Annotated in this window: 21 protein-coding genes; 8 read left to right on the top strand and 13 right to left on the bottom strand. The window is 64.5% G+C overall.

From position 1 onward, the window contains the following. Positions 1–84: 84 nt before the first annotated feature. The 6 genes from LG661_RS09890 to LG661_RS09865 form a co-directional block, all read right to left on the bottom strand. Positions 85–1,086: an adenosine kinase gene (locus LG661_RS09890; protein ID WP_230531713.1), complete on the bottom strand. Its 1,002-nt coding sequence runs from the start codon at positions 1,084–1,086 to the stop codon at positions 85–87. A gap of 139 nt (positions 1,087–1,225) precedes the next feature. Then, the gene (locus LG661_RS09885) at positions 1,226–1,942 is read right to left on the bottom strand and encodes a PRC-barrel domain-containing protein (protein ID WP_230531712.1); all 717 of its coding nucleotides are present in this window, start codon (positions 1,940–1,942) and stop codon (positions 1,226–1,228) included. 101 nt (positions 1,943–2,043) lie between these two features. Beyond that, entirely contained in the window at positions 2,044–2,472 is a 429-nt protein-coding gene (locus LG661_RS09880) for a helix-turn-helix domain-containing protein (protein ID WP_230531711.1), read from the bottom strand. A gap of 11 nt (positions 2,473–2,483) precedes the next feature. Continuing rightward, positions 2,484–3,044: a Smr/MutS family protein gene (locus tag LG661_RS09875; protein ID WP_230531710.1), complete on the bottom strand. Its 561-nt coding sequence runs from the start codon at positions 3,042–3,044 to the stop codon at positions 2,484–2,486. Further along, entirely contained in the window at positions 3,041–4,216 is a 1,176-nt protein-coding gene (mltA, locus tag LG661_RS09870; protein WP_230531709.1) for a murein transglycosylase A, read from the bottom strand. The genes LG661_RS09875 and mltA overlap by 4 nt, the downstream gene beginning before the upstream one ends. Further along, positions 4,213–4,932 (bottom strand): Tim44/TimA family putative adaptor protein, encoded by a 720-nt coding sequence (locus tag LG661_RS09865; protein WP_230531708.1) that lies wholly within the window; start codon positions 4,930–4,932, stop codon positions 4,213–4,215. The genes mltA and LG661_RS09865 overlap by 4 nt, the downstream gene beginning before the upstream one ends. A 266-nt stretch (positions 4,933–5,198) precedes the next feature. Here LG661_RS09865 and secB point away from each other — a divergent pair, with 266 nt between their 5' ends. Beyond that, the gene (gene secB / locus LG661_RS09860) at positions 5,199–5,690 is read left to right on the top strand and encodes a protein-export chaperone SecB (RefSeq protein WP_230531707.1); all 492 of its coding nucleotides are present in this window, start codon (positions 5,199–5,201) and stop codon (positions 5,688–5,690) included. Between the two features lie 60 nt (positions 5,691–5,750). On the opposite strand, the gene dnaQ is transcribed toward secB, so the two are convergent. The 5 genes from dnaQ to LG661_RS09835 are packed head-to-tail and all read right to left on the bottom strand — an operon-like array spanning position 5,751 to position 9,411. Beyond that, on the bottom strand, positions 5,751–6,476 hold the full coding sequence (dnaQ, locus tag LG661_RS09855) for a DNA polymerase III subunit epsilon (protein ID WP_230531786.1): 726 nt from the start codon (positions 6,474–6,476) through the stop codon (positions 5,751–5,753). Next, positions 6,466–7,104, bottom strand: a complete 639-nt coding sequence (gene coaE, locus LG661_RS09850) for a dephospho-CoA kinase (RefSeq protein ID WP_230531706.1) — start codon at positions 7,102–7,104, stop codon at positions 6,466–6,468. The genes dnaQ and coaE overlap by 11 nt, the downstream gene beginning before the upstream one ends. Continuing rightward, positions 7,101–7,946: a shikimate dehydrogenase gene (locus LG661_RS09845; protein ID WP_230531705.1), complete on the bottom strand. Its 846-nt coding sequence runs from the start codon at positions 7,944–7,946 to the stop codon at positions 7,101–7,103. The genes coaE and LG661_RS09845 overlap by 4 nt, the downstream gene beginning before the upstream one ends. Before the next feature lie 12 nt (positions 7,947–7,958). Further along, a complete protein-coding gene (locus tag LG661_RS09840) occupies positions 7,959–8,576 on the bottom strand; it encodes a Maf family protein (RefSeq protein WP_230531704.1) in 618 nt (205 codons plus the stop codon). 4 nt (positions 8,577–8,580) lie between these two features. Next, a complete protein-coding gene (locus LG661_RS09835; RefSeq protein ID WP_230531703.1) occupies positions 8,581–9,411 on the bottom strand; it encodes a pyruvate, water dikinase regulatory protein in 831 nt (276 codons plus the stop codon). 378 nt (positions 9,412–9,789) lie between these two features. Here LG661_RS09835 and hemE point away from each other — a divergent pair, with 378 nt between their 5' ends. The 3 genes from hemE to rho all read left to right on the top strand — a co-directional run bounded on the left by hemE (position 9,790) and on the right by rho (position 12,775). Beyond that, positions 9,790–10,827: a uroporphyrinogen decarboxylase gene (gene hemE, locus LG661_RS09830; protein WP_230531702.1), complete on the top strand. Its 1,038-nt coding sequence runs from the start codon at positions 9,790–9,792 to the stop codon at positions 10,825–10,827. A gap of 6 nt (positions 10,828–10,833) precedes the next feature. Continuing rightward, positions 10,834–11,256, top strand: a complete 423-nt coding sequence (gene hemJ, locus LG661_RS09825; RefSeq protein WP_230531785.1) for a protoporphyrinogen oxidase HemJ — start codon at positions 10,834–10,836, stop codon at positions 11,254–11,256. Between the two features lie 253 nt (positions 11,257–11,509). Next, a complete protein-coding gene (gene rho, locus LG661_RS09820) occupies positions 11,510–12,775 on the top strand; it encodes a transcription termination factor Rho (RefSeq protein WP_230531701.1) in 1,266 nt (421 codons plus the stop codon). A gap of 233 nt (positions 12,776–13,008) precedes the next feature. Here the strand turns inward: rho and LG661_RS09815 are convergent, their stop codons facing one another. Both LG661_RS09815 and LG661_RS09810 read right to left on the bottom strand, forming a co-directional pair. Then, positions 13,009–14,073 (bottom strand): NAD-dependent epimerase/dehydratase family protein, encoded by a 1,065-nt coding sequence (locus LG661_RS09815; RefSeq protein WP_230531700.1) that lies wholly within the window; start codon positions 14,071–14,073, stop codon positions 13,009–13,011. A gap of 121 nt (positions 14,074–14,194) precedes the next feature. Next, a complete protein-coding gene (locus LG661_RS09810) occupies positions 14,195–16,204 on the bottom strand; it encodes a thioredoxin domain-containing protein (RefSeq protein ID WP_230531699.1) in 2,010 nt (669 codons plus the stop codon). A gap of 107 nt (positions 16,205–16,311) precedes the next feature. On the opposite strand from LG661_RS09810, the gene mnmE reads away from it, so the two are divergent. The 4 genes from mnmE to LG661_RS09790 all read left to right on the top strand — a co-directional run bounded on the left by mnmE (position 16,312) and on the right by LG661_RS09790 (position 21,263). Further along, positions 16,312–17,622 (top strand): tRNA uridine-5-carboxymethylaminomethyl(34) synthesis GTPase MnmE, encoded by a 1,311-nt coding sequence (mnmE, locus tag LG661_RS09805; RefSeq protein WP_230531698.1) that lies wholly within the window; start codon positions 16,312–16,314, stop codon positions 17,620–17,622. Between the two features lie 304 nt (positions 17,623–17,926). Then, entirely contained in the window at positions 17,927–19,810 is a 1,884-nt protein-coding gene (gene mnmG / locus LG661_RS09800) for a tRNA uridine-5-carboxymethylaminomethyl(34) synthesis enzyme MnmG (protein ID WP_230531697.1), read from the top strand. Continuing rightward, positions 19,810–20,430, top strand: coding sequence for a 16S rRNA (guanine(527)-N(7))-methyltransferase RsmG (gene rsmG / locus LG661_RS09795; RefSeq protein ID WP_230531784.1), 621 nt, complete (start codon positions 19,810–19,812; stop codon positions 20,428–20,430). The genes mnmG and rsmG overlap by 1 nt, the downstream gene beginning before the upstream one ends. Then, the gene (locus LG661_RS09790) at positions 20,427–21,263 is read left to right on the top strand and encodes a ParA family protein (protein WP_230531696.1); all 837 of its coding nucleotides are present in this window, start codon (positions 20,427–20,429) and stop codon (positions 21,261–21,263) included. The genes rsmG and LG661_RS09790 overlap by 4 nt, the downstream gene beginning before the upstream one ends. The last annotated feature ends 6 nt before the right edge of the window (positions 21,264–21,269 follow it).

Below are 21,269 nucleotides of genomic sequence, written 5' to 3'. Positions count from 1 at the left end.
GCCCTGTGCCGGTGATCCCGACGAGATGGGGCGCTCTTCCGCATCGGGATGGCCGGGCCTGGCCCGGCCATGATGCAAGAGGATTCAGGCCAACAATCCCTGTTGCCGGGCCAGATCTCGCAGGCTCGCCTGGGAGCGGGCGCCGAGATGGCTGATGATCTCGGCCGCAGCCAGGCCGCCGAGGCGGGCGCAATCGGTGAGGTCGAGATTCTGGGTGAGGCCTGCAAGGAAGCCGGAGGCGAAGAGGTCGCCTGCGCCGGTGGTGTCGACCACGCGCTCGACGGGGAAGGCGGGCACAGCCTTCGTCTCGCCACGGCTCACCACCAACGCGCCCTCCGCGGAGCGGGTGATCACGCCCAGAACCTTCTCCTCGCGCAGCGCGGCAAGCGCGCTGTCGGCGGAGGAGGTGCCGTAGAGGCTCTGCAGTTCGTGGATATTGGCGAAGAGGATGTCGAGGCTGCCGTCGCGCATCAGCCCTAGGAACTCGTCGCGGTACCGGTCGACGCAGAAGGCATCGGAGAGGGTGAGCGCGACCTTGTTGCCGGCTTCGTGGGCGATCCTCACCGCCTTGCGGAAGGCTTCCTTCGCCGCCGGCGGATCCCAGAGATAGCCTTCCAGGTACACGATGCTCGAGGCGCGCACCGTTTCCGGGTTCACGTCGTCCGGGGTGAGGTTCTGGCAGGCGCCCAGATAGGTGTTCATCGTGCGCTCGCCGTCGGGCGTCACCAGGATGAAGCTGCGCGCCGTCGCAGGCCCGTCCTCGGCCATGGCCACATCGTAATGGACGTCGATGGCCTTGAGATCATGGGCAAAGAGGCGGCCCGTCTCGTCGTTCTTCACCTTGCCGATGAAGCCGGCCTTCACGCCCAGCGACGCGATGCCCGCCGCCGTGTTTGCGCCGGAGCCGCCCGACACGATGATGGCAGGACCCATGTCGCCATAAAGCTCCTCCGCGCGCGCCTCGTCGATGAGCTGCATCGCGCCCTTGTGGACCTTCTTCTTCAAGAGAAAGGCCTCGTCCGTATGGGCCAGCACGTCAACGATGGCGTTGCCGAGGGTGAGGACGTCGATGCGGGTCTGGGACATGAACCACCATGGTTTGCAAAAAGACGGGGCGCTTTCGCATCCGCAGTCCTGCCGGTCAAGGTCGGGGTGCACTTCCTGGAGAGCGAAGAAAAAGAGAGGCCTCCGAAAAGGCCTCTCTTCGAGATCGTCGTTTGCGCGCTTAGCGAGCGTATTCGAACTGGGGAGCGTCTTCGAGCTGCTCCCTGGTGGCGTTCCGCAGGATGGCCCGCTCGGGATAGTCGCGCATCCGGTCGCCTGCCGTCATGGCCATCCGGTCATCGGCGCCGATAGCGCCCGTTGTCGTCGGCTCCGTGGCGGGAGCGGTGGCCGTCATGTCGGCTCCGGGGGTGATCGGAGCAACGGCCGTGGTGCCGGTGCCCATGGCGCCGGCCGTGTCAGTCGCAGGGGCTCCGGTCACACCGCCCACGCCCATGCCGGTCCCGGGAGTGCCGGTGGCGGTCATCGCAATGCGGTCATCCTGCACCCATTCGAGGGCGTCGTAGGGGACGGCCACGTCGCGCTCGCCGATGCCCAGAAAGCCGCCGACGCCGATCACCACGGCCTCGACCTGGCCCGTGCTGTTGACGAGCACCTCCCGGATATCGCCGACCTTCTCGTTGTTCTCGTTATAGACGTTCATTCCTTCGAGGCGCGAGGCGCGCCACAGGTCGGGCCTGTTCTCGGTGACATACCGGATGTCGCCACCCTGCATGGGCATGGTCGAGGCGCCGGTTGCAGGGGCGGGCGCAACGGTGACGCCTTCAGGCACGATCGTCACCGGGGCCTGACCCTGAGGCTGAACCGGTGTGGTCTGGGCCAGTGCAGGGGCCGACAGCAGCGTGCCGGTCATGAGAGCGATCGCTATTCGCGGAAACATTTTTTACCCTCCGACATTGGGATCAAGGCGCCAATGGGCGCCCGTCGTCACGCCAACGGCGTCGGAGACGAAAAGGTTCTGCTGAGCTCCCGCACCTTCCACTAGCCAGCGGGCGGGGAAGGCTGTCCGAACTCCTGAAGGGCCTGCGTCGGGGCTACGCCCCGCTTCTCCCGCTCCTGCGCCTGATCGAGGATCGCCAGCATCTCTTCAAGATCCGTCCCGGAGAGGTCGCGGATTTCCCTTGCGAGGCGATTGGCGAGCAGCGTCGCCCGGGGATCGGCGCTGGCGGTGTCGATCTTCACCCGCGGGTCGGAGAGATCCGCAAGACGCGTCAGCTCGTCGGCCTCGTCCCAGATGATGTGGAAATACTGCAGCACGCCCTGGATCAGGGTCCAGGTCGGCTTGCCGCGCTCGCCCCGCTCGAGCGCTGAGAGATAGGCGCTCGACACGCCCAGATGGGCGGCCATGTCCTTCAACATAAGGCCGCGCTCGCGGCGCAGCTGCCGCACCCGTTCACCGAAGGGAGTCATTCCGTTACCCCTTAACCCCGCCTGCGGCGGAGCCTGACATAGAGTGCACCGGATCCGCCATGCTGGGGAGAGGCCTCCTCGAAGCCAACCACAAGAGATCTCAATTCCGGCAGACGAAGCCAGTGGGGAACCATGCGGCGCAGTACGCCGCGCTCGTCGAAAAGGCCGCCAGCAGCCGCGGCACCGCCCTTGCCGGTGATCACGAGAACGAGGCTGTACCCCGAACCCTGCGCCCGGTGGAGGAACCGCATCAGGGCGAAATGCGCCTCCTCCTGGCGCATCCCATGCAGGTCGATCGCCCCGTCCACGTCCTTCCGGCCCCGACGCAGGGCCTGGAGCGTCTTGCGCTCCACCGGAGCGAGCGGCGGCAGGGACGGTTTCGGGGGCAGGCGAGGGGGCAGAGCAGGGGGGGCAGACCCGCGTTGAGGCGCGGGCGCGGTTTCGGTCGTCTCCTCCGGCTGCGGTTCGGGCGGGAGGAGTCTGCCCTTCATGGGCTTCACCTCCTTGGCCACATGGGCCCAGAGCCGCCGCTCTTCGGGGCTCAGCTCGCGGGTCCGACGGCGCTTGGTCATGGTTGGGGTTTGGGCAGCAGAACCGTGAAGCGCACCGGATGGCGCATGAGGCCCGCACGTCGTCCCGCCTCCGTGCCGCTGCCGAAGAAGTAGTCGCCCCGCGCCGGACCGACGATGGCGGAGCCCGTGTCGTGAGCGATCATCAGCCGCCGCAGGGGCTCCGTCCGGTCGAGGGCGAGAGGCAATTGGCCTTCGAGCCAGATGGGCGTTCCGTAGGTCCAGAGAGTGCGGTCGACGGCGAGGCTCCGCTCCGGAACGAGGGGAATGCCTGCGCCGCCGATCGGGCCGTCCTCGGGCGCGAGCTCGTCCGCCTCACGGAAGAAGATGTAGGATTGGTTCTGCCGCATGAGCTCCCTGGCCGGACCCGGATTGTCCCTGAGCCAGCCCATGAGCTTCTCCAGCGTCATGGTTTCGAGATCCATCACGCCCTGCTGCACCAGCAGGCGGCCGACGGACGTATAGGGTCGGCCGTTGCGCCCCGCATAGGCGACGCGCATGACCGAGCCGTCGCGGAGCCTGATCCGCGCCGAGCCCTGGACATGGATGATGAAGGCTTCGCCGGGTTCCCGTAGATAGACGACCGGCTCGGCAAGCGCTCCCAAGGCTCCGTTCTCGATGGCGGCGCGGTCGGGATAGGGCTCGTAGCCTTCCGCCCTCCTGCGGGCAGCCTGGAGAGCGGGGTCGAGGCCGGGCAGGGTCTCGCCCTGCGGAATCGTCACGAGATCCTCCGGCCGGGCAAGCAGGGGGACGGAATATGTGGAATCGGGCGTCCGCGAACCCTGGAATTCCGGCTCGTAATAGCCGGTGAGAAAGCCCTCGCCCGAAGACGGAGCGACGGCGAAGGGCTGGAAATTCGCCTCGAAGAAATGCCGCGCCTCAGCCTTGGACGGACCGGCCAGAGTGGAAGCCTTGCGGCAGACCGCCTGAAGGTCCGCCTGCGAGGCCAGGGCGGGCCGCAATTCGATGCTCTGGGTCAAAAGCGCCCGGCAGGAGCGCAGGAAAGCCTGAAAGGCGGCCGCGTGGTCGTCCTCCTTCCAGCCGGACAGGCTCTCGAACGATACGGGTTCGAGGCGCGCCTGACCGGCCAGCGCCGATGCCGCAGCCTGCGCTGAGGACATGGTCAGGGCCGAGAGGAAAAGACAGGCGAGGCCGAACCGGCGGACATGCCTCATTGCCCCGCTTCGGTCGCGACCAGCAGCCAGTTCGGATCGCGGCTGCCGAGCTGCCGGGCGAAGGTCCAGACATCCGTGACGTCCACCACCGCATCCGGGCTTCCGTCCACCACGTTGCCGGAAGCGTCCCGGGTCGCAGTGATGAGCTTCGACTGAAAGCGCACGACCACCTGCCCCATCTTCCCGTGGACCTCGGCTCCCGCGAGCTCGGCCTTGTCGATGGAGACGAAAGCGGTCTCCACCTTCTCGCCCCGCTGCTCGCGCTCGGTGATCGCCCGCTCAAAGCCCTCGTAGACCTCCTTGGAGAGGAGGTCCTTCAGGGTCTTGCGGTCGCCCTGGGCGAAGGCGGTCACGATCATCTCATAGGCTGCCTTGGCGCCCTCGAGGAAATCGGCGGCGTCGAAAGACGGTTCGGCCCTGGCGATGGTGTCCAGGGCCTGGGCGGTCGGAGTTCCGGGTTCGGCAATCCCCTTCCAGCGGTCGCTCGGCGGAACCTCGACGGCGGCCTTGGCCCCGTTATGTCCGGGCAGGCGAACGACATTGTCCTGCTCGTTCGCCGGATTGCCGGGGCGCAGGGGAGCGTCGCGCCGGGAGAGCGGATCGAAAGGCGGCTGCTCGTTTCCGGTCTTCTGACCCAGGACAGAGCGAAGACGCCAGATCACGAAGACCGCGAGAATGATAAAAATAAGGGTCGTGATGTCGAAGGAATCCTGCATCGTCGATCCGTTGTCAGCCTGCCCGGCCCGGCTTTCAGGAATCATGCCGGGCTTATGCCCCAGAAAGCGGGTGTCTCTTTCGCATATGGGGTCTCAGGGTCGTAACATCCACCTCTGCCCGGGACAAGCGAAGGGAAATGCTGAATCTTGCTTCGCACGGGCGAAGCATGCTAGCGCGAAACTCCATGGCCCGTTGCCGATCCAGCGTCTCGCCTCGAGCGCTCCGTCCGGGCTCGACCGATTACCCCCATCGGGAGGATGACACCATGGCCGACAACCCGGCAAATAACGGCGCAGAGCAAAACGGCATGCCTGCGCTCAACGCCCTTGCGCAGTACTGCAAGGATTTCTCGTTCGAGAACCCCAATGCTCCCCGTTCCCTGCAGCCGCAGACGGAGGGTCCGCAGATCAACCTTCAAGTCAACGTGAACGCGAAGCAGCTCGCCGAGGCCGATTTCGAGGTCGACCTGACGCTTGAGGGCGATGCCAAGATCGGCGGCAAGGACGTTCTTTTCGCCTTCGAGCTGACCTATTCGGGCGTGTTCCGGGTCCAGAATATCCCGCAGGACCAGCTGCACCCGGTCATCATGATCGAGTGCCCGCGCCTGCTCTTCCCCTTCGCCCGCCAGATCGTGGCCGATGCGGTCCGCAACGGCGGCTTCCCGCCCCTCTATATCGACCCGATCGACTTCGTGGCTCTCTACCGTCAGCGCGCGGCCGAGGTTCAGTCGCAGCCGGGCCAGACGAACCTGTCGTAAGCCACATCTCGGTTGGGAAAAACAGCGCCCCGGTCTCATTGAGACCGGGGCGTTTTCCGTTCAGGCCTGCTCGGGGGTGCTCTCCCCGATATACTCGCGCCAGAGCGAGTTCGGGCCGAGGGACTGGATGAAGGATGCGTGAGCTTCGCGCTCGGCATCGGTCAGGCGCGAGATCATGGTCCGCGGCTTTGCTTCGCGGCCAGCCGCGTCATTCCGATTTAGGGCGATGCCCCTTCCGGCGCTGGGCTGAAGCGACAGGTCGAAGCCCACCTGCCGTCCGCCGATCAACTCGATATAGACCTCGGCCAGGATCTCCGCGTCGAGGAGCGCCCCGTGCTTGGTGCGCTTGGAATTGTCAATCCCGTAGCGCGAGCAGAGCGCGTCGAGGTTGTTGGCCGCTCCCGGATGCTTGCGACGGGCGAGCGCGAGCGTATCGACCACCACGGCAAGATCGATGACCTTGTGCCCGGTGCGGCCGAACTCTGCATTGAGGAAGCCGATATCGAAGGCCGCGTTGTGGATGACGAGCCGCGCGTCCCCGATGAAGTCCACGAACTCATGCGCGATGGCCGCGAAGACCGGCTTGTCGGCCAGGAACTCGTTGGAGAGCCCGTGAACCGCGAAGGCGCCTGCGGAGACCTGGCATTCGGGATTGATGTAGACGTGATAGTTCCGCCCGGTCGGGATGTGGTTGAGAAGCTCGACGCAGCCGATCTCGATCACCCGGTCGCCCTTGGCGTGATCGGTGCCGGTGGTTTCGGTATCCAGGACGATTTCACGCAACAGCGCCGACATTCTTTTCTTCTCTTCTTGAGGATCGAACCCGCCCTGGCCTGCCGGCGAGGCACGCCAGGATAGACCGCACCTGGGCCTCGGCGGAAGCAAAGCCCCAGCTCGTATCCACGAGGAAATGGGAACGAGCCCGCTTTTCGGCATCTGGCATCTGCTTATCGAGGATGACGGTGAATTTCTCCTCCGTCATGCCGGGCCGCGCGAGAACGCGGGAGCGCTGGACGTCGGCCGGAGCGGTGACGACGAGAACCGCGTCGCAGCGGCGCTCGCCACCGGTTTCGAGGAGAAGGGGAATGTCGAGAACCGCGACCGGTGCGAGAGCGGAGACGCTTTCGAGAAACTTTTCCTCCTCCGCCCGCACGAGCGGATGGACGATGGCCTCCAGCTGCCGGATCTTCTCCGGATCGCCGAGAACCGCCGCGCCGAGCCTGGCGCGGTCGACGGTGCCGTCGCTCACGGTACCGGGAAAAGCCCTCTCGATCAGCGGCGCGGCGCGTCCGCGATAGAGGGCGTGAACGGATGCATCCGCATCATGAACGGGCACACCGAGACGGCGGAAAATATCGGCCGTGGCCGATTTTCCCATGCCGATGGAGCCGGTGAGGCCGAGCACGAAGGTCATATCCGCCCCTCGATATCGGCGACGATGAGCGCGCGCAGTTCCGGTGTGACTTGCGGCCTCACGCCGAACCAGCGTTCGAACCCGGGTGCGGCCTGATGAAGCAGCATGCCGAGACCGTCGACGGTCCTCAAACCGCGCGCCTCGGCCGCCGCGAGGAGGGGGGTCTTCAACGGCACATAGACGATGTCTGCGACGGCAGCATCGTCGGGCATGGTGTGGAGATCGATGGAAAGCGGCGGCTGGCCCGCCATGCCGAGCGAGGTCGTGTTGACGACGAGCTGGCACCCGGCGAGGGCCTCGCCGATCCGATCCCAATCCATGGCTTCCAGCCTGACCGCGCCGCCTTCGAGATCATGAACGAGGCTTTCCGCCTTCGACAGGGTGCGGTTCGCGACGAGGATGCGGCCGAGTGGACGATCCTGGAGCCCGGCAACGACCGCGCGCGCTGCGCCGCCCGCGCCTAAAACCATAACATTGTCCACCGATTGCTCCCAGCCTGTCCCCAGGCTCTGGTCGAGATGGACTATGAAGCCGAGCACGTCGGTGTTGTCGCCCCAGAGAAGCCCGTCCTGGATCCAGAGCGTGTTGACGGCTCCCAGGCGCTCGGCGCGCTCCGTCCTGCGGTCGACGCCTGCGAAGGCCGCCTCCTTGTGCGGGATCGTGACGTTGCCGCCGGTATAACCCCGCTCACCAAAGCTCCTGAGAAAATCCCCGAAGTTCACAGGCTCCACGTCGATGCGCTCGTATGAGCCGTCGAGATCATGAACTTGCAGCCAGTAGCCGTGGATCAGCGGCGAGCGGGAATGCTTGATGGGGTGGCCGACGACGAAGGCCTTCGTCATGGATCTGATCCTTCAGAACGCGAGGCAGCCGAGGCGGCGCAGGGCGGAGAGGAGCGGGATGAGAGGCAAGCCCAGAACGGTGGAATGGTCGCCCTCGACCTTTTCGAAAAGATGAACGCCGAGGCCTTCCAGCTGGTAGACTCCAGCGCTCTGCAGGACATCCGGCCCCGCCAGATCGAGGTAGAGCGCAATGGCATCATCCGTCAAAGCGCGCATGCCGAGGCTGGCCTTGCTGCAAAAGGGCGCGACCACCTGCCCTCCGAGAGCGAGCGCTCCGGCGGAATGAAGCACATGGGTGCGACCCGAAAGTCTTCGCAAATGCGCCTGCGCGGCCTCCCGGCTCTCAGGTTTGTGGAAGACCTCGCCCTCGCATTCGAGCACCTGATCGGCCCCGAGCACGATCCGCTCCGGATGACGGCGGCTCACCGCCAGGGCCTTTTCGGCCGCAAGGCGCGCGGCCAGCGCGGGCGGATCGAGCGCTTCCGCCCGCGCCGCTTCCTCGACAACCCGCTCGTCGACGCCGGAGCCTTGCGTCTCCACCGGCAGGCCTGCGCTTACCAGCAGCGCGAGCCGGGTGGCGCTGGTGGAGGCGAGGAGGAGTTTTTCCGGCTGGATCCAGAGGGCGGGCATGGCGCTATTCCGCGATGAAACGCAGGCGGTGGTCGCGATAAAGGTCGATGATCGCGGCGGCAGTCTCCTCGATCGATCGGCGGGTCACGTCGATCGTCGGCCAGCCGTTGCGGGCGAAAAGCCGCCGCGAGGCAGCGATCTCCTCCGCCACCGCCTCCTTGTCCACATAGGACGTATCGTCGTCGGCCCTGAGACTGAGCAGACGGTTCTGCCGGATCTGAACGATCCGTTCCGGAGTCGCCACGAGGCCGACGATCAGGGCCTTGCGCGCATTTTCCAGGACCGGCGGCGGCGGAACGCCCGGCACGAGGGGAATGTTGGCCGTCTTCAGGCCGCGATTGGCGAGATAGATCGCGGTCGGGGTCTTGGAGGTGCGGCTGACGCCCACAAGAATCACGTCGGCATCGTCCATGTCGTGGGGCAGGTGCCCATCGTCATGGAGGAGGGTGAAGTTCATGGCGTCGATGCGCTTGAAGTAATCCGCATTCAGCATGTGCTGTGCGCCGGGCCGCGCATTGGAGTGGGTGCCGAGATAGGAGGAGAGCAGGGAATGCACCGGCTCGAGCACGGAGAGATGGGGCGAGCCGGTATTGCGGCAGACCTCTTCGAGCCGCTCCGCGAGATCCCGCTCCACCAGGGTGTAGAGCACGATGCCCGGCGCGGTCTCGATTTCCGTGATCACCCGCTCCAGCTGGGTGGTGGAGCGCACGAGCGGATAAACATGCTCGATGGCGGCGACGCCCTCGTATTGAGCGACCACGGCGCGGGCGACGGTGATCAGAGTCTCGCCCGTCGAGTCCGAGACGAGGTGAAGGTGAAAGTAGCTGCGCCCCATGAACAGGCCTCCCGGATGAGGAGTCGATAGATGTGGATAGAGCGGTGTGTCGGCGAGGTCCAGTGCGGGGGCCTGTGGGATTCCCGAACTTTCATCAACAGCGCTGACCCGTGTGGGATGCCGGGACCCTCGAATTGGGAGAATCCGGCACGAATCACCCCGGTCTTTTCGATTCAGGTTTCGTTAACACTTCTTAACGGGTTGTTAAGCTTTAAGAATTCGGAAAGGAATGCGGCAGGCCTGCCCCATCCGTTAACGAAGGGTTAACGCCTCCCGCGATGTGGACCGGTTGTGGACGGGGTTGCGGCTTTGCGATTCACGGCCCAAGAGAAACAACAGATTCTTTGATTCAAGAATTTATCTTTTAAGAGAGGGCCTGTGAGCGAGCGTCCCACCAAAGCTGTCCTACGCGTGCTGAACGGCGAACCGGTCTGGCCTCTGCCGATCTGGATCATGCGCCAGGCAGGCCGCTATCTGCCGGAATACCGGGAGACCCGGAAGGAGGCCGGATCCTTCCTGGATCTCTGCTACAATCCGAAGCTTGCCGAGGAGGTGACCCTCCAGCCGATCCGCCGCTTCGGCTTCGACGCCTCGATCCTGTTCTCCGACATCCTCGTGATCCCCCATGCGCTCGGCCAGGACGTACGCTTCGTGGAGAACGAGGGGCCGAAGCTCGATCCCATCACCGAGGCGAAGGATTTTTCGAGGCTTGCCGAGGAGCTGCCGCTGGAGCGGCTCGAACCGGTCTTCGAAACCCTGGATCGTTTGAGACAGTCGCTGCCGAAGGAGACCACGCTTCTCGGCTTCTGCGGCGCGCCCTGGACGGTGGCGAGCTACATGATCGCCGGCAAGGGCACCCCGGATCAGGCGCCGGCCCGGCTGACCGCCTATCGCGACCCGGCTTTCATGGATGCCCTCATCGATAGGCTGGTGCAGGCCTCCACCGCCTACCTCATCCGCCAGATCGACGCGGGCGCGGAAGCGGTGCAGATCTTCGAGAGCTTCGGCTCGGCCCTGCCGCCCGCGCTTTTCGACCGGCTGTCGTTGAACCCGATCCGCCGCATGGTCGAAGGATTGAAGGCCGCCCGGCCGGACGCCAAGGTCATCGTCTTCGTCAGGGGAGGCGGGGCCAATCTCCAGCGCTTCGCGCAGGCCGGGATCGGCGATGCGCTTGCTCTCGACTGGACGCTCGATCCCGCGAAGGTTCTGCCGACCCTGCCGGGCCACGTGGCGACCCAGGGCAATCTCGACCCGCTTGCGCTGATCGCCGGCGGCGAGGCTCTGGAGCAGGGCGTCGACCGCGTCCTGGATGCGGTGCGCGGCCGTCCGCACATCTTCAATCTCGGTCACGGCATCCTGCCGGAAACGCCGATCGAGCACGTCGAACAGATGATCGCCCGGGTACGGAGAGCCTGAGGAATGCTGTATCTGTGGCTCAAGGCGCTTCACGTCATCGCGATCATCGCCTGGATGGCGGGAATGCTCTATCTCCCCCGCCTCTTCGTCTATCACTGCGATGCACCGAAGGGCTCGATCCAGTCCGAGACCTTCAAGATCATGGAAAGGCGGCTTCTCAAGGCCATCATCAACCCGGCCATGATCGCCACCTGGCTGATCGGCCTCTATCTCGTCTGGGACGGCGGCTGGTATCTCTCCGGCTGGCTCCACGCGAAGGTGGCGCTCGTCGTGATCATGTCGGCGGTCCATGGCGTTTATGTCCGCCGGCTTAAGGAATTCGCCGCGGACAAGAACACGCGACCCGCGAAATATTATCGCATTCTCAACGAGGTCCCGACGGTGCTGATGATCGGCATCGTGATCCTGGTGATCGTGAAGCCGTTTTGATGCGCGACATGTCGTTCCCGGTCCAGCGAACTGCCGGGATGACATCTCCCGATTCGGGTTGTTAAAGAACACTTGAGATTCGCCGCACGACGCGGTAAAAGAGAATCCTCTTCCTAAAGGACAGGTTGCGCTGCGTGGGGCCGAAAGGCCTTCAAAAGTCACGGTTCGTGAACTGGGCGGCCCTGTCGACGTTCCCCCCATCTCCCACGCGTTCAGGCAACCTGCCCGCGGAAAAATCCCGAGAGTGTTCCCGATGAGGGAAATCAAGCTTCAAGATCTGAAATCCAAGACACCCACCGAACTCATCGCCTTCGCCGAGGAGCTCGAGGTCGAGAACGCGAGCACGATGCGTAAGCAGGAGCTCATGTTCGCCATCCTCAAGCAGCTGGCGGCGCGCGAGGTCGAGATCATCGGCGCGGGCGTCGTCGAGGTGCTGCAGGACGGCTTCGGATTTCTGCGCTCAGCCGATTCGAATTACCTGCCCGGTCCCGACGACATCTATGTCAGCCCCAGCCAGATCCGTCGCTTCGGCCTGCGCACCGGCGACACGGTGGACGGCCCGATCCGCGGACCGAAGGAGGGCGAGCGCTACTTCGCTCTCCTGAAGGTGAACACCATCAACTTCGAGGATCCGGAGAAGATCCGGCACAAGGTTCACTTCGACAACCTGACGCCGCTCTTCCCGCACGAGCGCTTCAAGCTCGAGATCGACGATCCGACGCGCAAGGATTTCTCGTCGCGCATCATCGACATCGTTTCTCCCATCGGTAAGGGCCAGCGTGCGCTGATCGTCGCGCCGCCGCGTACCGGCAAGACGGTGCTGATGCAGAACGTGGCGCAGTCGATCACCACGAATCACCCCGAGTGCTACCTTATCGTGCTGCTCATCGACGAGCGCCCGGAAGAGGTGACCGACATGCAGCGCTCCGTGAAGGGCGAGGTCGTGGCCTCCACCTTCGACGAGCCGGCGACCCGCCACGTGCAGGTGGCCGAGATGGTGATCGAGAAGGCCAAGCGCTTGGTGGAGCATGGCCGCGACGTGGTCATTCTGCTCGATTCGATCACGCGCCTCGGCCGCGCCTACAACACGGTCGTTCCGTCCTCGGGCAAGGTGCTCACCGGCGGCGTTGACGCCAACGCCCTGCAGCGTCCCAAGCGCTTCTTCGGTGCTGCGCGCAACATCGAGGAGGGCGGCTCGCTCACCATCATCGCGACGGCTCTGATCGATACCGGGTCGCGCATGGACGAGGTGATCTTCGAGGAGTTCAAGGGCACCGGCAACTCGGAAATCATTCTCGACCGCAAGGTTTCCGACAAGCGCACCTTCCCGGCCATCGACATCACCCGATCCGGCACCCGCAAGGAGGAATTGCTGGTACCGAGCGATACGCTCAAGAAGATGTACGTGCTGCGCCGCATCCTCAACCCGATGGGCACGGTGGACGCGATCGAGTTCCTGCTCGACAAGCTGCGTCAGACCAAGTCGAACGGCGAGTTCTTCGACTCGATGAACACCTGAGCCGAAGCGTCCGGCTTGGAAATTTTGCCCCATCCTCCGGCCGGAGGGTGGGGTTTTCTTTTGTCCGTCAGAGGACGCCCAACAAGAACAGGATGACGAGGGTTACAACGGCGGAAACCAGGAGCGAGGCTCCGCAACCGAGGCGATTCGAGAAGAAGAAGAACATTGCCGCTCCTGTGGTTTCTGTCAGGCGAGCGTCAATTCCTATTGTATCGCTGCAGTTCCTTAAGGATTCAGGACTGGGTCCTCACGGAAACTGTCAAATTATTGTTACAATTAAGGAAATCGTCCTCAGCGGCATAGTCGAAGAGATCACGCGGGTACCCTGCGAGAACGGGAAAGAGCTCCCGCCAGGGAGCAGTTTTCGCCACCTCGGAAAGCCAGCGGCAGGTTTCCAGAACCGAGTCCTCGTAGGTGGCAACCGGACGGTATCCGATCTCTGATGCAGCCGCCATGTCGATCAGAAAGGGGCGGGGACAGGACCAGGGAGTGGTCCCCACGCGTGGCGGGTAAGCGTCATCGTCACTGATTCTGATGAACTTGCCCTGATAGTTCATGTAACGGGCGATAGCCTGCCCGATCGCAGCAACATCGGGCGGATCGGGATCTCCGATGTTCAAGGTGCGGCTTCCAGGATTATCCAGACAGATACGGGTCAGCTCTGCGATGTTCCTGACAGAAGATGTGTGGAAGCGGCTGCGGCCTTGGTAAGCCAGCGGGATCGAATCTCGTCCGTCGAGCATTCGTTTGACGAACCACCATTCGCGCGGGTGCTGGGATCCGGGTCCGTGGATCGCACATGGCCGCAGCACGGTGACCGGACATCCGGCCTGCTCCTGCAGTGTCGTCTCCAGCGCCATTTTGCGCGTCGAGTAGGTCCCCGGTCCCGGATCGACCGTTGCTTGCCTTTCCGTGATGAGCTCGTCGAATTCCGGAAAGCCGGTTTGCATCGATTCTTCGAGGGTGCGCCCGGCCTCGTCCCTGTAGACGCTGGCCGAGGAGATCACGAGAAGGGTGCCGACGGAAGTCTCCACTTCCAAGAGCTGTCGGGCATGGGTCTCGTCGAAGGCGACCGTGTCGATCAGCGCATCGGCTCCGGAGCCTAAGGCTGAGGCGATGGCGGCGGAATCCTGCCTGTCCAGGGTCACGACCTCCAGGCCCCGCTCAATTAGCTCGGATGGCGGCGCCCGGTGCCCTCTGTGGGAAGCGGTGACCCTCCAGCCATTCTCCAGAAGGTTCGCGGCAATGGCGCAGCCGATCTGCCCTGTCCCGCCGATGATAAAGGCCTTTCGCGCCATGGCTTCCCTCCGCTCTCGCGATTCTCTTCCCGAACCTTGCGCGATGCTACTGGATATCAGCGGTGCTGTTCAACGCTGCGACCGGCTATCGCTCCTGAGGGCCTTCGATCGTCGCAGGGGCTTAAGACGCCTGCATCATCTCCCGCACCTGCGCCTCGAGCCCCGTTGGATCCGTCACCGGCAGCGAACAGCGGATTCCAGCGCAGACGAGGGCTTGCGGACCATTGCCTGAGGAGGCGAGGGCCTTGGCGGGGTGATTGTCGTCCAGGGCTTCACCCTCGTGCAGCCGATGAACGCTGCGATCGAGATAAGGCATGCGCAAGGCCGCCTCGAAGAGAGCGTCGGCCTTGTTTCCCGTGACGAGAATGCTCAGACCCCTGAGGTGCAGGTCGAGGGCATTGAGGATCGAGGTATGGCCGAGCGGGGCTGAGCGTGCGATTCCGACGAGCCGGTTCAATATATCCGAAGCTCGCTGGATATCGTCCTGTGCCTCCGTGATCTGAGCGAGGCGCACGAGGGCTTCCGCGAAGACGCCATTGGCGTTGGGCACTGCATCGTCATGGGTCGGCTGGGGATGAACGACCAGCGGGTCCGCGCCTTGAGCGGTCATGGCGAGGGCGCCTGTTTCCGCGACCATGAATTCGGACAGCAGGACGTCGCGCCAGGTGTGCGCATCCCGCAGATAGGATGCCTCGGAGGTCGCCTCGAAGAGGGCGAGCGCTGCCCGCATCATGGCCGCATGGTCGAGGGCGAAGCCCGGAAAGATCAGCGAGCCGCCGCGCCAGGAATGGCCGAGCTTGTCGTCGCGGGTCATTGTCTCGCGGATGAAGCGATAGGCTCGTTCGGCAAGCCCGATCCAGTCCGGCCGGGAAAGGAGGGGAGCCGACCGAATGAGAGCGGAGATCATCAGCCCGTTCCAGTCGGCCAGCACCTTGTCGTCCAGGCCGGGCCTGACCCGTGTCGAGCGGCGTTCGAGAAGCTTCTGCCTCATTCCGGCAAGCCGCTCCTCGATAGCGGGCGGGGCTTCTCCTGAAATGAGCCGGTTCGGGATATTCGTCTCCTCCCAGTTCCCGTGCTCCGAGACGTCGTAAACCTTCGCGAAGAAGGCGGCGTCCTCGCCGCCCAAGACCTCGCGGATTTCACTCAAGGACCAGACATAGAAGCGGCCCTCAATCCCTTCGGAATCCGCATCCAGGCTTGAGGCGAAGGCTCCTTCCGGCGTCACCATCTCCCGCTCCAGCCAGGCGACGATACCGGCAGCGGCGTCGCGGAAGAGGGCGCGGCCGGTTTCGGCGTAGGCCAGCGCATAAAGCTCCAGGAGCTGGGCGTTGTCGTAGAGCATCTTCTCGAAATGCGGCACGAGCCAGCGCTCGTCGACGGAATAGCGGGCGAAGCCGCCGCCGAGATGATCGTGGATGCCGCCGAGCGCCATCCGCTCCATGGTCAGGAGAGAGGCTTCACGGGCCTTGCCGTCCCTGGAGCGATGAGCGTAGCGCAGGAGATATTCGAGGATCAGTGGGTTGGGGAACTTTGGGGCACCCTGAAGGCCTCCGTTCTCCTTGTCGATCAGCTCGGTGAGACGCGAGCCCATCTGGTCGAGATCGGGGAGGGTGAGGGTGCCGCCGTCAGCCTGCGCCGTTTGGGCGAGGTGCTGCTTCAGGGCGTCCCAGTTCTTCGCGATCCGTTCGGGCTCGGCATGATAGAGGCGGCTGATCTCGCGCAGGACCTGGACGAAGCCGGGCCGGCCGAAGCGGGGCTCCTTCGGAAAATAGGTCCCGCCCCAGAAGGGCTCGCCCTCCGGCGTCAGGAACATGGTGAGCGGCCAGCCGCCCTGCTCGCCCAGCAGATGCAGCGCGCTCATATAGACGTGGTCCACATCAGGCCGCTCCTCCCGGTCGACCTTGATGTTGACGAAGAGCTCGTTCATCACCGCCGCGACGTCCGGATCCTCGAAGCTCTCATGCGCCATCACGTGGCACCAGTGGCAGGCCGCATAGCCGATGGAGATGAGCACCGGCTTGTTCTGCCGGCGCGCCTCGGCAAGAGCCTCCGGCCTCCATTCCCACCAATGGACAGGGTTGTCCCGGTGCTGCAGGAGATAGGGAGAACTAGCGTCCTTCAGTCGGTTCATGGGTCCTGCTCCTGTCGGGCCTTGAGGGTCGGACGAGAACGATCCTTCAGCCGCCAAGGGTAATAGTTTATCGGGTTTAAGTCCCGCCAGCCTCAGAGGTTCACGCCATGCGTTCGGGTGACACGATCTTCGCCACCGCCTCCGGTTACGGCCGGGCGGCAGTGTGCCTCATCCGGATCAGCGGCAGCGAGAGCCGGACGATCCTGGAGCGGATGGCGGGAGTCCTGCCGCAGCCCCGGCGTGCGGCGCTGAAGGTCCTGCGGGACCCGAGCAGCGGGGAGCCCCTCGATCAGGCCCTCGTGCTCTGGATGCCGGGGCCGAACAGCTTTACCGGCGAGGACCAGGCCGAGCTTCATATCCATGGCGGTCTCGCGACGCGGGCTGCGGTGCTGCGGAGCTTGAGCTCCTTCGAGAACTGCCGGGCTGCCGAGGCAGGGGAGTTCACCCGCCGCGCCTTCCTCAACGGGCGGATGGACCTTGCCCAGGTCGAGGGTCTCGCCGACATCATCGATGCGGAGACGGAGGCACAGCGCCGTCAGGCCATGCTTCAGCTCGAAGGCCGCCTGGGCGACGCCTCCGAGCGCTGGCGCGAGAACATCCTTCTCGTCCTGGCCCTTCTGGAAGCGAGCCTCGACTTTTCCGACGAGGGCGACGTGCCGGAGGATCTGGAGGCGGATATCCTCCGCCGCCTCGGGCTGCTCGAGAAGGAACTCGCCAAGGTTCTGGAGAACCGCAGCGGCGAGCGACTGCGCGAGGGACTGACCGTGGTGCTGGCAGGCCCGCCCAATGCGGGCAAGTCCACGCTCCTCAATGCCCTCGCCCGACGCGACGTCGCCATCGTCTCGCCCATCGCCGGAACGACCCGCGACCTGATCGAGGTCCATTGCGACCTGGGCGGTCTGCCTGTGGTGATCGTCGACACGGCGGGCCTGCGCGAAAGCGGCGACCTGATCGAGCAGGAGGGCGTGGCGCGAGCACGGGCGCGAGCCGGAGCTGCCGATCTCGTCCTGTGGCTGATCCCGCCGGAGGGTCCCGTCACCGAGCCGCCCTCCGCCCGTCGCGTCCTGCGGGTGGGCACCAAGGCGGATCTCGACCGGGGCCGGCCCGGCTGCGATCTCCTGATCTCGGCCGCCAGCGGGGAGGGGATCCCCGAGCTCATCCGGCGACTGGAGGAGGAGGCTGAAGCCGCGCTCGGACAGGCTGACGCCATCGTGACCCGGGAGCGCCATCGCAAAGCGGTGGAGCGTGCCCATCTCTCTCTTGTGGGAGCACGGAAGATGCTGGAGAGCGGCGGACCCGTGGAGCTGGCGGCGGAGGAGGTTCGCCTTGCGTCCCGCGCTGTTGGGGAGATTACCGGCCGGGTTGATGTTGAGCACGTGCTCGACCGGCTCTTTTCTTCCTTCTGCATCGGGAAGTAGGGGCGTTCATCAAGAATTAGCGGATCGGGCTCATTCTGAAGGTGTCCCGAAGACGAGGGCGCTTCCAGAGTTCTCTGGATGATTCTTCGAGACGCTTCGCTCCTTGGATCCAGGCGGCGACCGGGTCCGGCGAAAGAACACCCGAAACCTGTTCACGAATCGGTGGAAGCATGCTGAATCCACTCTGCACAAGGTGTGGAGATCCTGTGCGGAGCGGTGCATGAGCGCCGATGTTTCACGTGAAACATTTTGCCCTTTTGACCTCTGACCCGATGGGTTCTAGACCCCGGGCATGGAGATGACCATGAGTTCGGCTTTCGATGTGATCGTCGTGGGAGGAGGCCATGCCGGCGCTGAGGCGGCAGCGGCCTCCGCGCGCACGGGCGCGCGCACGGCGCTCGTGACGCACAAGATCTCCACCATCGGGGCCATGTCCTGCAACCCGGCCATCGGCGGGCTCGGAAAGGGTCATCTCGTCCGCGAGATTGACGCTCTCGATGGGGTGATGGCCCGCATGGCCGACCGCGCCGGAATCCAGTTTCGCCTGCTCAACCGCCGCAAGGGTCCTGCCGTGCGCGGGCCCCGCACCCAGGTCGACCGGAAACTCTATGCCCGCGCCATGCAGGCCGAGCTTTCCCGGACGCCGAACCTGACCCTCATGGAAGGGGAGGCCGACGATCTGGTGATCCGGGACGGCCGGATTGCAGGGCTTCTCCTTGCGGATGGGCGACAGCTCACGGCAGGGGCCGTGGTCATCACGACCGGAACCTTTCTCTCCGGCCTGATCCATATCGGCGAGAAGAAGATTCCGGCCGGGCGCATGGGCGAACGCCCCTCACTCGGGTTGCCGAAAACCTTTGCCCGGTTGGCCTTCACCCTCGGCCGCCTCAAGACCGGAACGCCGCCCCGCCTGGACGGGCGTACCATCGACTGGGCTTCCGTCGACAAGCAGGCCGCGGATGATGAGCCTGTGCCGTTCTCGCTCGTGACCGAGAAGATCACCACGCCCCAGATCGAGTGCGGCATTACCCGCACAACGGCGAAGGTGCATGAGCTGATCCGCGGCAATCTCCACCGCTCGGCCATGTATTCAGGCGAGATCCAAGGCACCGGTCCGCGCTACTGCCCCTCTATCGAGGACAAGGTGGTGCGCTTCGGTGATCGGGACGGCCACCAGATCTTCCTGGAGCCGGAAGGCCTCGACGACATCACGGTTTATCCGAACGGCATTTCGACCTCGCTCCCCGAGGACGTTCAGCTTGCCTTCCTCGCCGAGATCCCGGGCCTGGAGAAGGTGCGCATGCTCCAGCCGGCCTATGCCATCGAGTACGACTATGTGGATCCGCGCAATCTCACGGCCGGGCTCGAGACAAAGGCCGTCCAGGGGCTGTTTCTGGCAGGCCAGATCAATGGCACCACCGGCTATGAGGAGGCGGGGGCGCAGGGCTTGGTCGCCGGCCTCAATGCCGCCCGCCGCGCCGCCGGCCAGGAGAACACCGTTTTCGACCGGGCCGAGTCCTATATCGGCGTGCTGATCGACGACCTCATCACCCGTGGGGTGAGCGAGCCCTATCGCATGTTCACCTCGCGCTCGGAATATCGCCTGAGTCTGCGCATCGACAATGTGGACGAGCGGCTGACGGGCAGGGGGCTGGAACTGGGCTGCGTCGGAACAGAGCGAGAGGCGCATTTCCACCGCTCGCAGGCCGAGATCACCGGGGTCCGGCAGCGTCTGCAGGCGCTTTCGCTGACGCCGAAGGAGGCAGCGCGCCATGGTCTCGAGCTGAACCAGGACGGCATTCGCCGTACCGCCTACCAGATTCTTTCCTATCCCAGCATCGGCTGGAACGATCTCGCCCGGGTTTGGCCCGAACTCCGCGAGGTGAGCGCCAGCGTGAAGGAGCGGCTGGAGACAGACGCCACCTATGCGGTCTATCTCGACCGGCAGCAGGCCGATATTGCCGCCTATCGGCGCGACGAAAGCGTGGTGCTGGAGGAGGCCATCGACTTCCGGAACCTTCCCGGTCTCTCGAACGAGATCAAGGCGAAGCTCGACCTCGTCCGCCCCCGGACCCTGGGCCAGGCGGCCCGGATCGAGGGGATCACGCCGGCGGCCCTCACCCTGCTCGCCGCTCACGCGCGGAAGGCCTCATCCCGCAGCGCCCATACGATGGATGCGGTGTCGTGATGAAGAGAGGCATTCCAGACCTCGATGTTTCACGTGAAACATCGGAGAAGCTCGAACTGCTGGAGCGGGAGCTTCGCCGCTGGCAGGCGATCAAGAACCTCGTCGGCCCGGCGACCCTGGATCACATCTGGGACCGGCACATCGTCGATTCCCTCCAGCTTCTGGACCTCGCGCCGGAGGCAAAAACCTGGCTCGATCTCGGCTCCGGCGCGGGATTTCCCGGTCTCGTCCTGGCTATCGCGGGAGCGGAGCGAGGCCTGAAAGTTCACCTCGTCGAGAGCAACTCGCGCAAATGCGCCTTCCTTCGCCAGATAGCCCGGCTGACCGAGGTGTCGGCCCAGGTGCATGAGGCGCGGCTCGAAACCGTCATTCCCGGCTTCGTCGGCAAGACCGATGTGGTCTCCGCCCGGGCTTTGGCCTCGTTGACCCAGCTTTTGGAATGGACCGAGCCTTTGTTGAAAGCGGGGACAATGGGCCTCTTCCCCAAGGGTCGGGACGCCGAGATTGAATTGACCGAGGCCCGGAAAAGGTGGACAGTCGAGGCAGAGTTCCTGCCCAGCTGTACCGATTCTGACGCCAGGATTCTTCGCATAACCTCCATCGAGAGCCTTCCAAGATGAACGACCTCAGCGGATTCGAAGCTGGAGCGTGCGGGCCCAAGCCGCGCATTCTGGTGCTCGCCAACCAGAAGGGCGGCGTGGGCAAGACGACTACCGCCATCAACTTGGGAACAGCACTCGCCGCCATCGGCGAGAAGGTGCTCATCGTGGATCTCGATCCGCAGGGCAACGCCTCGACCGGTCTCGGCATCGACCGCAGGAGTCGCCAAGTCTCCACCTACCATGTTCTGACCGGCGAGACCTCGCTCGCCCAGGCCATTACCGAGACGGTAGTGCCCCGGCTCTTCGTCGCCCCCTCGACTCTCGACCTGCTCGGGGTCGAACTGGAGATCGCGAACGAGCGCAACCGGGCGCATCGTCTCCGCTCCGCCATCCAGAGCTTAACGGAGAGGGAAGTAACCGATCTCTTTACCTATATTTTGATCGATTGCCCGCCATCGCTGAATCTTTTGACCATCAATGCCTTGGCCGCAGCTGACGCCGTTCTGGTCCCCCTTCAGTGCGAATTTTTTGCTCTGGAGGGTCTCAGCCAGTTGCTCAAGACGGTGGAGCAGGTCCGTTCGGCCCTTAATCCGCAGCTCATGATCCACGGGGTCGTGCTCACCATGTTCGACCCCCGCAACAACCTCTCGGGCCAGGTTGTGGCGGATGTCCGCGAGTTCATGGGCAACAAGGTTTACGAGACCATGATCCCGCGCAATGTCCGCGTGTCGGAAGCACCGTCCCACGGCAAGCCGGTGCTGCTCTACGATCTGAAATGCGCCGGCTCGCAGGCCTATCTGCGGCTCGCCTCCGAAGTCATTCAGCGCGAGCGCGCCCTGCGCGCTGCATAACAAAAA

Origin of the sequence: Microvirga roseola, assembly GCF_020866965.1 — a bacterium.
Taxonomy (GTDB): domain Bacteria; phylum Pseudomonadota; class Alphaproteobacteria; order Rhizobiales; family Beijerinckiaceae; genus Microvirga; species Microvirga roseola.
This window is presented reverse-complemented; position numbering and strand designations above follow the sequence as displayed.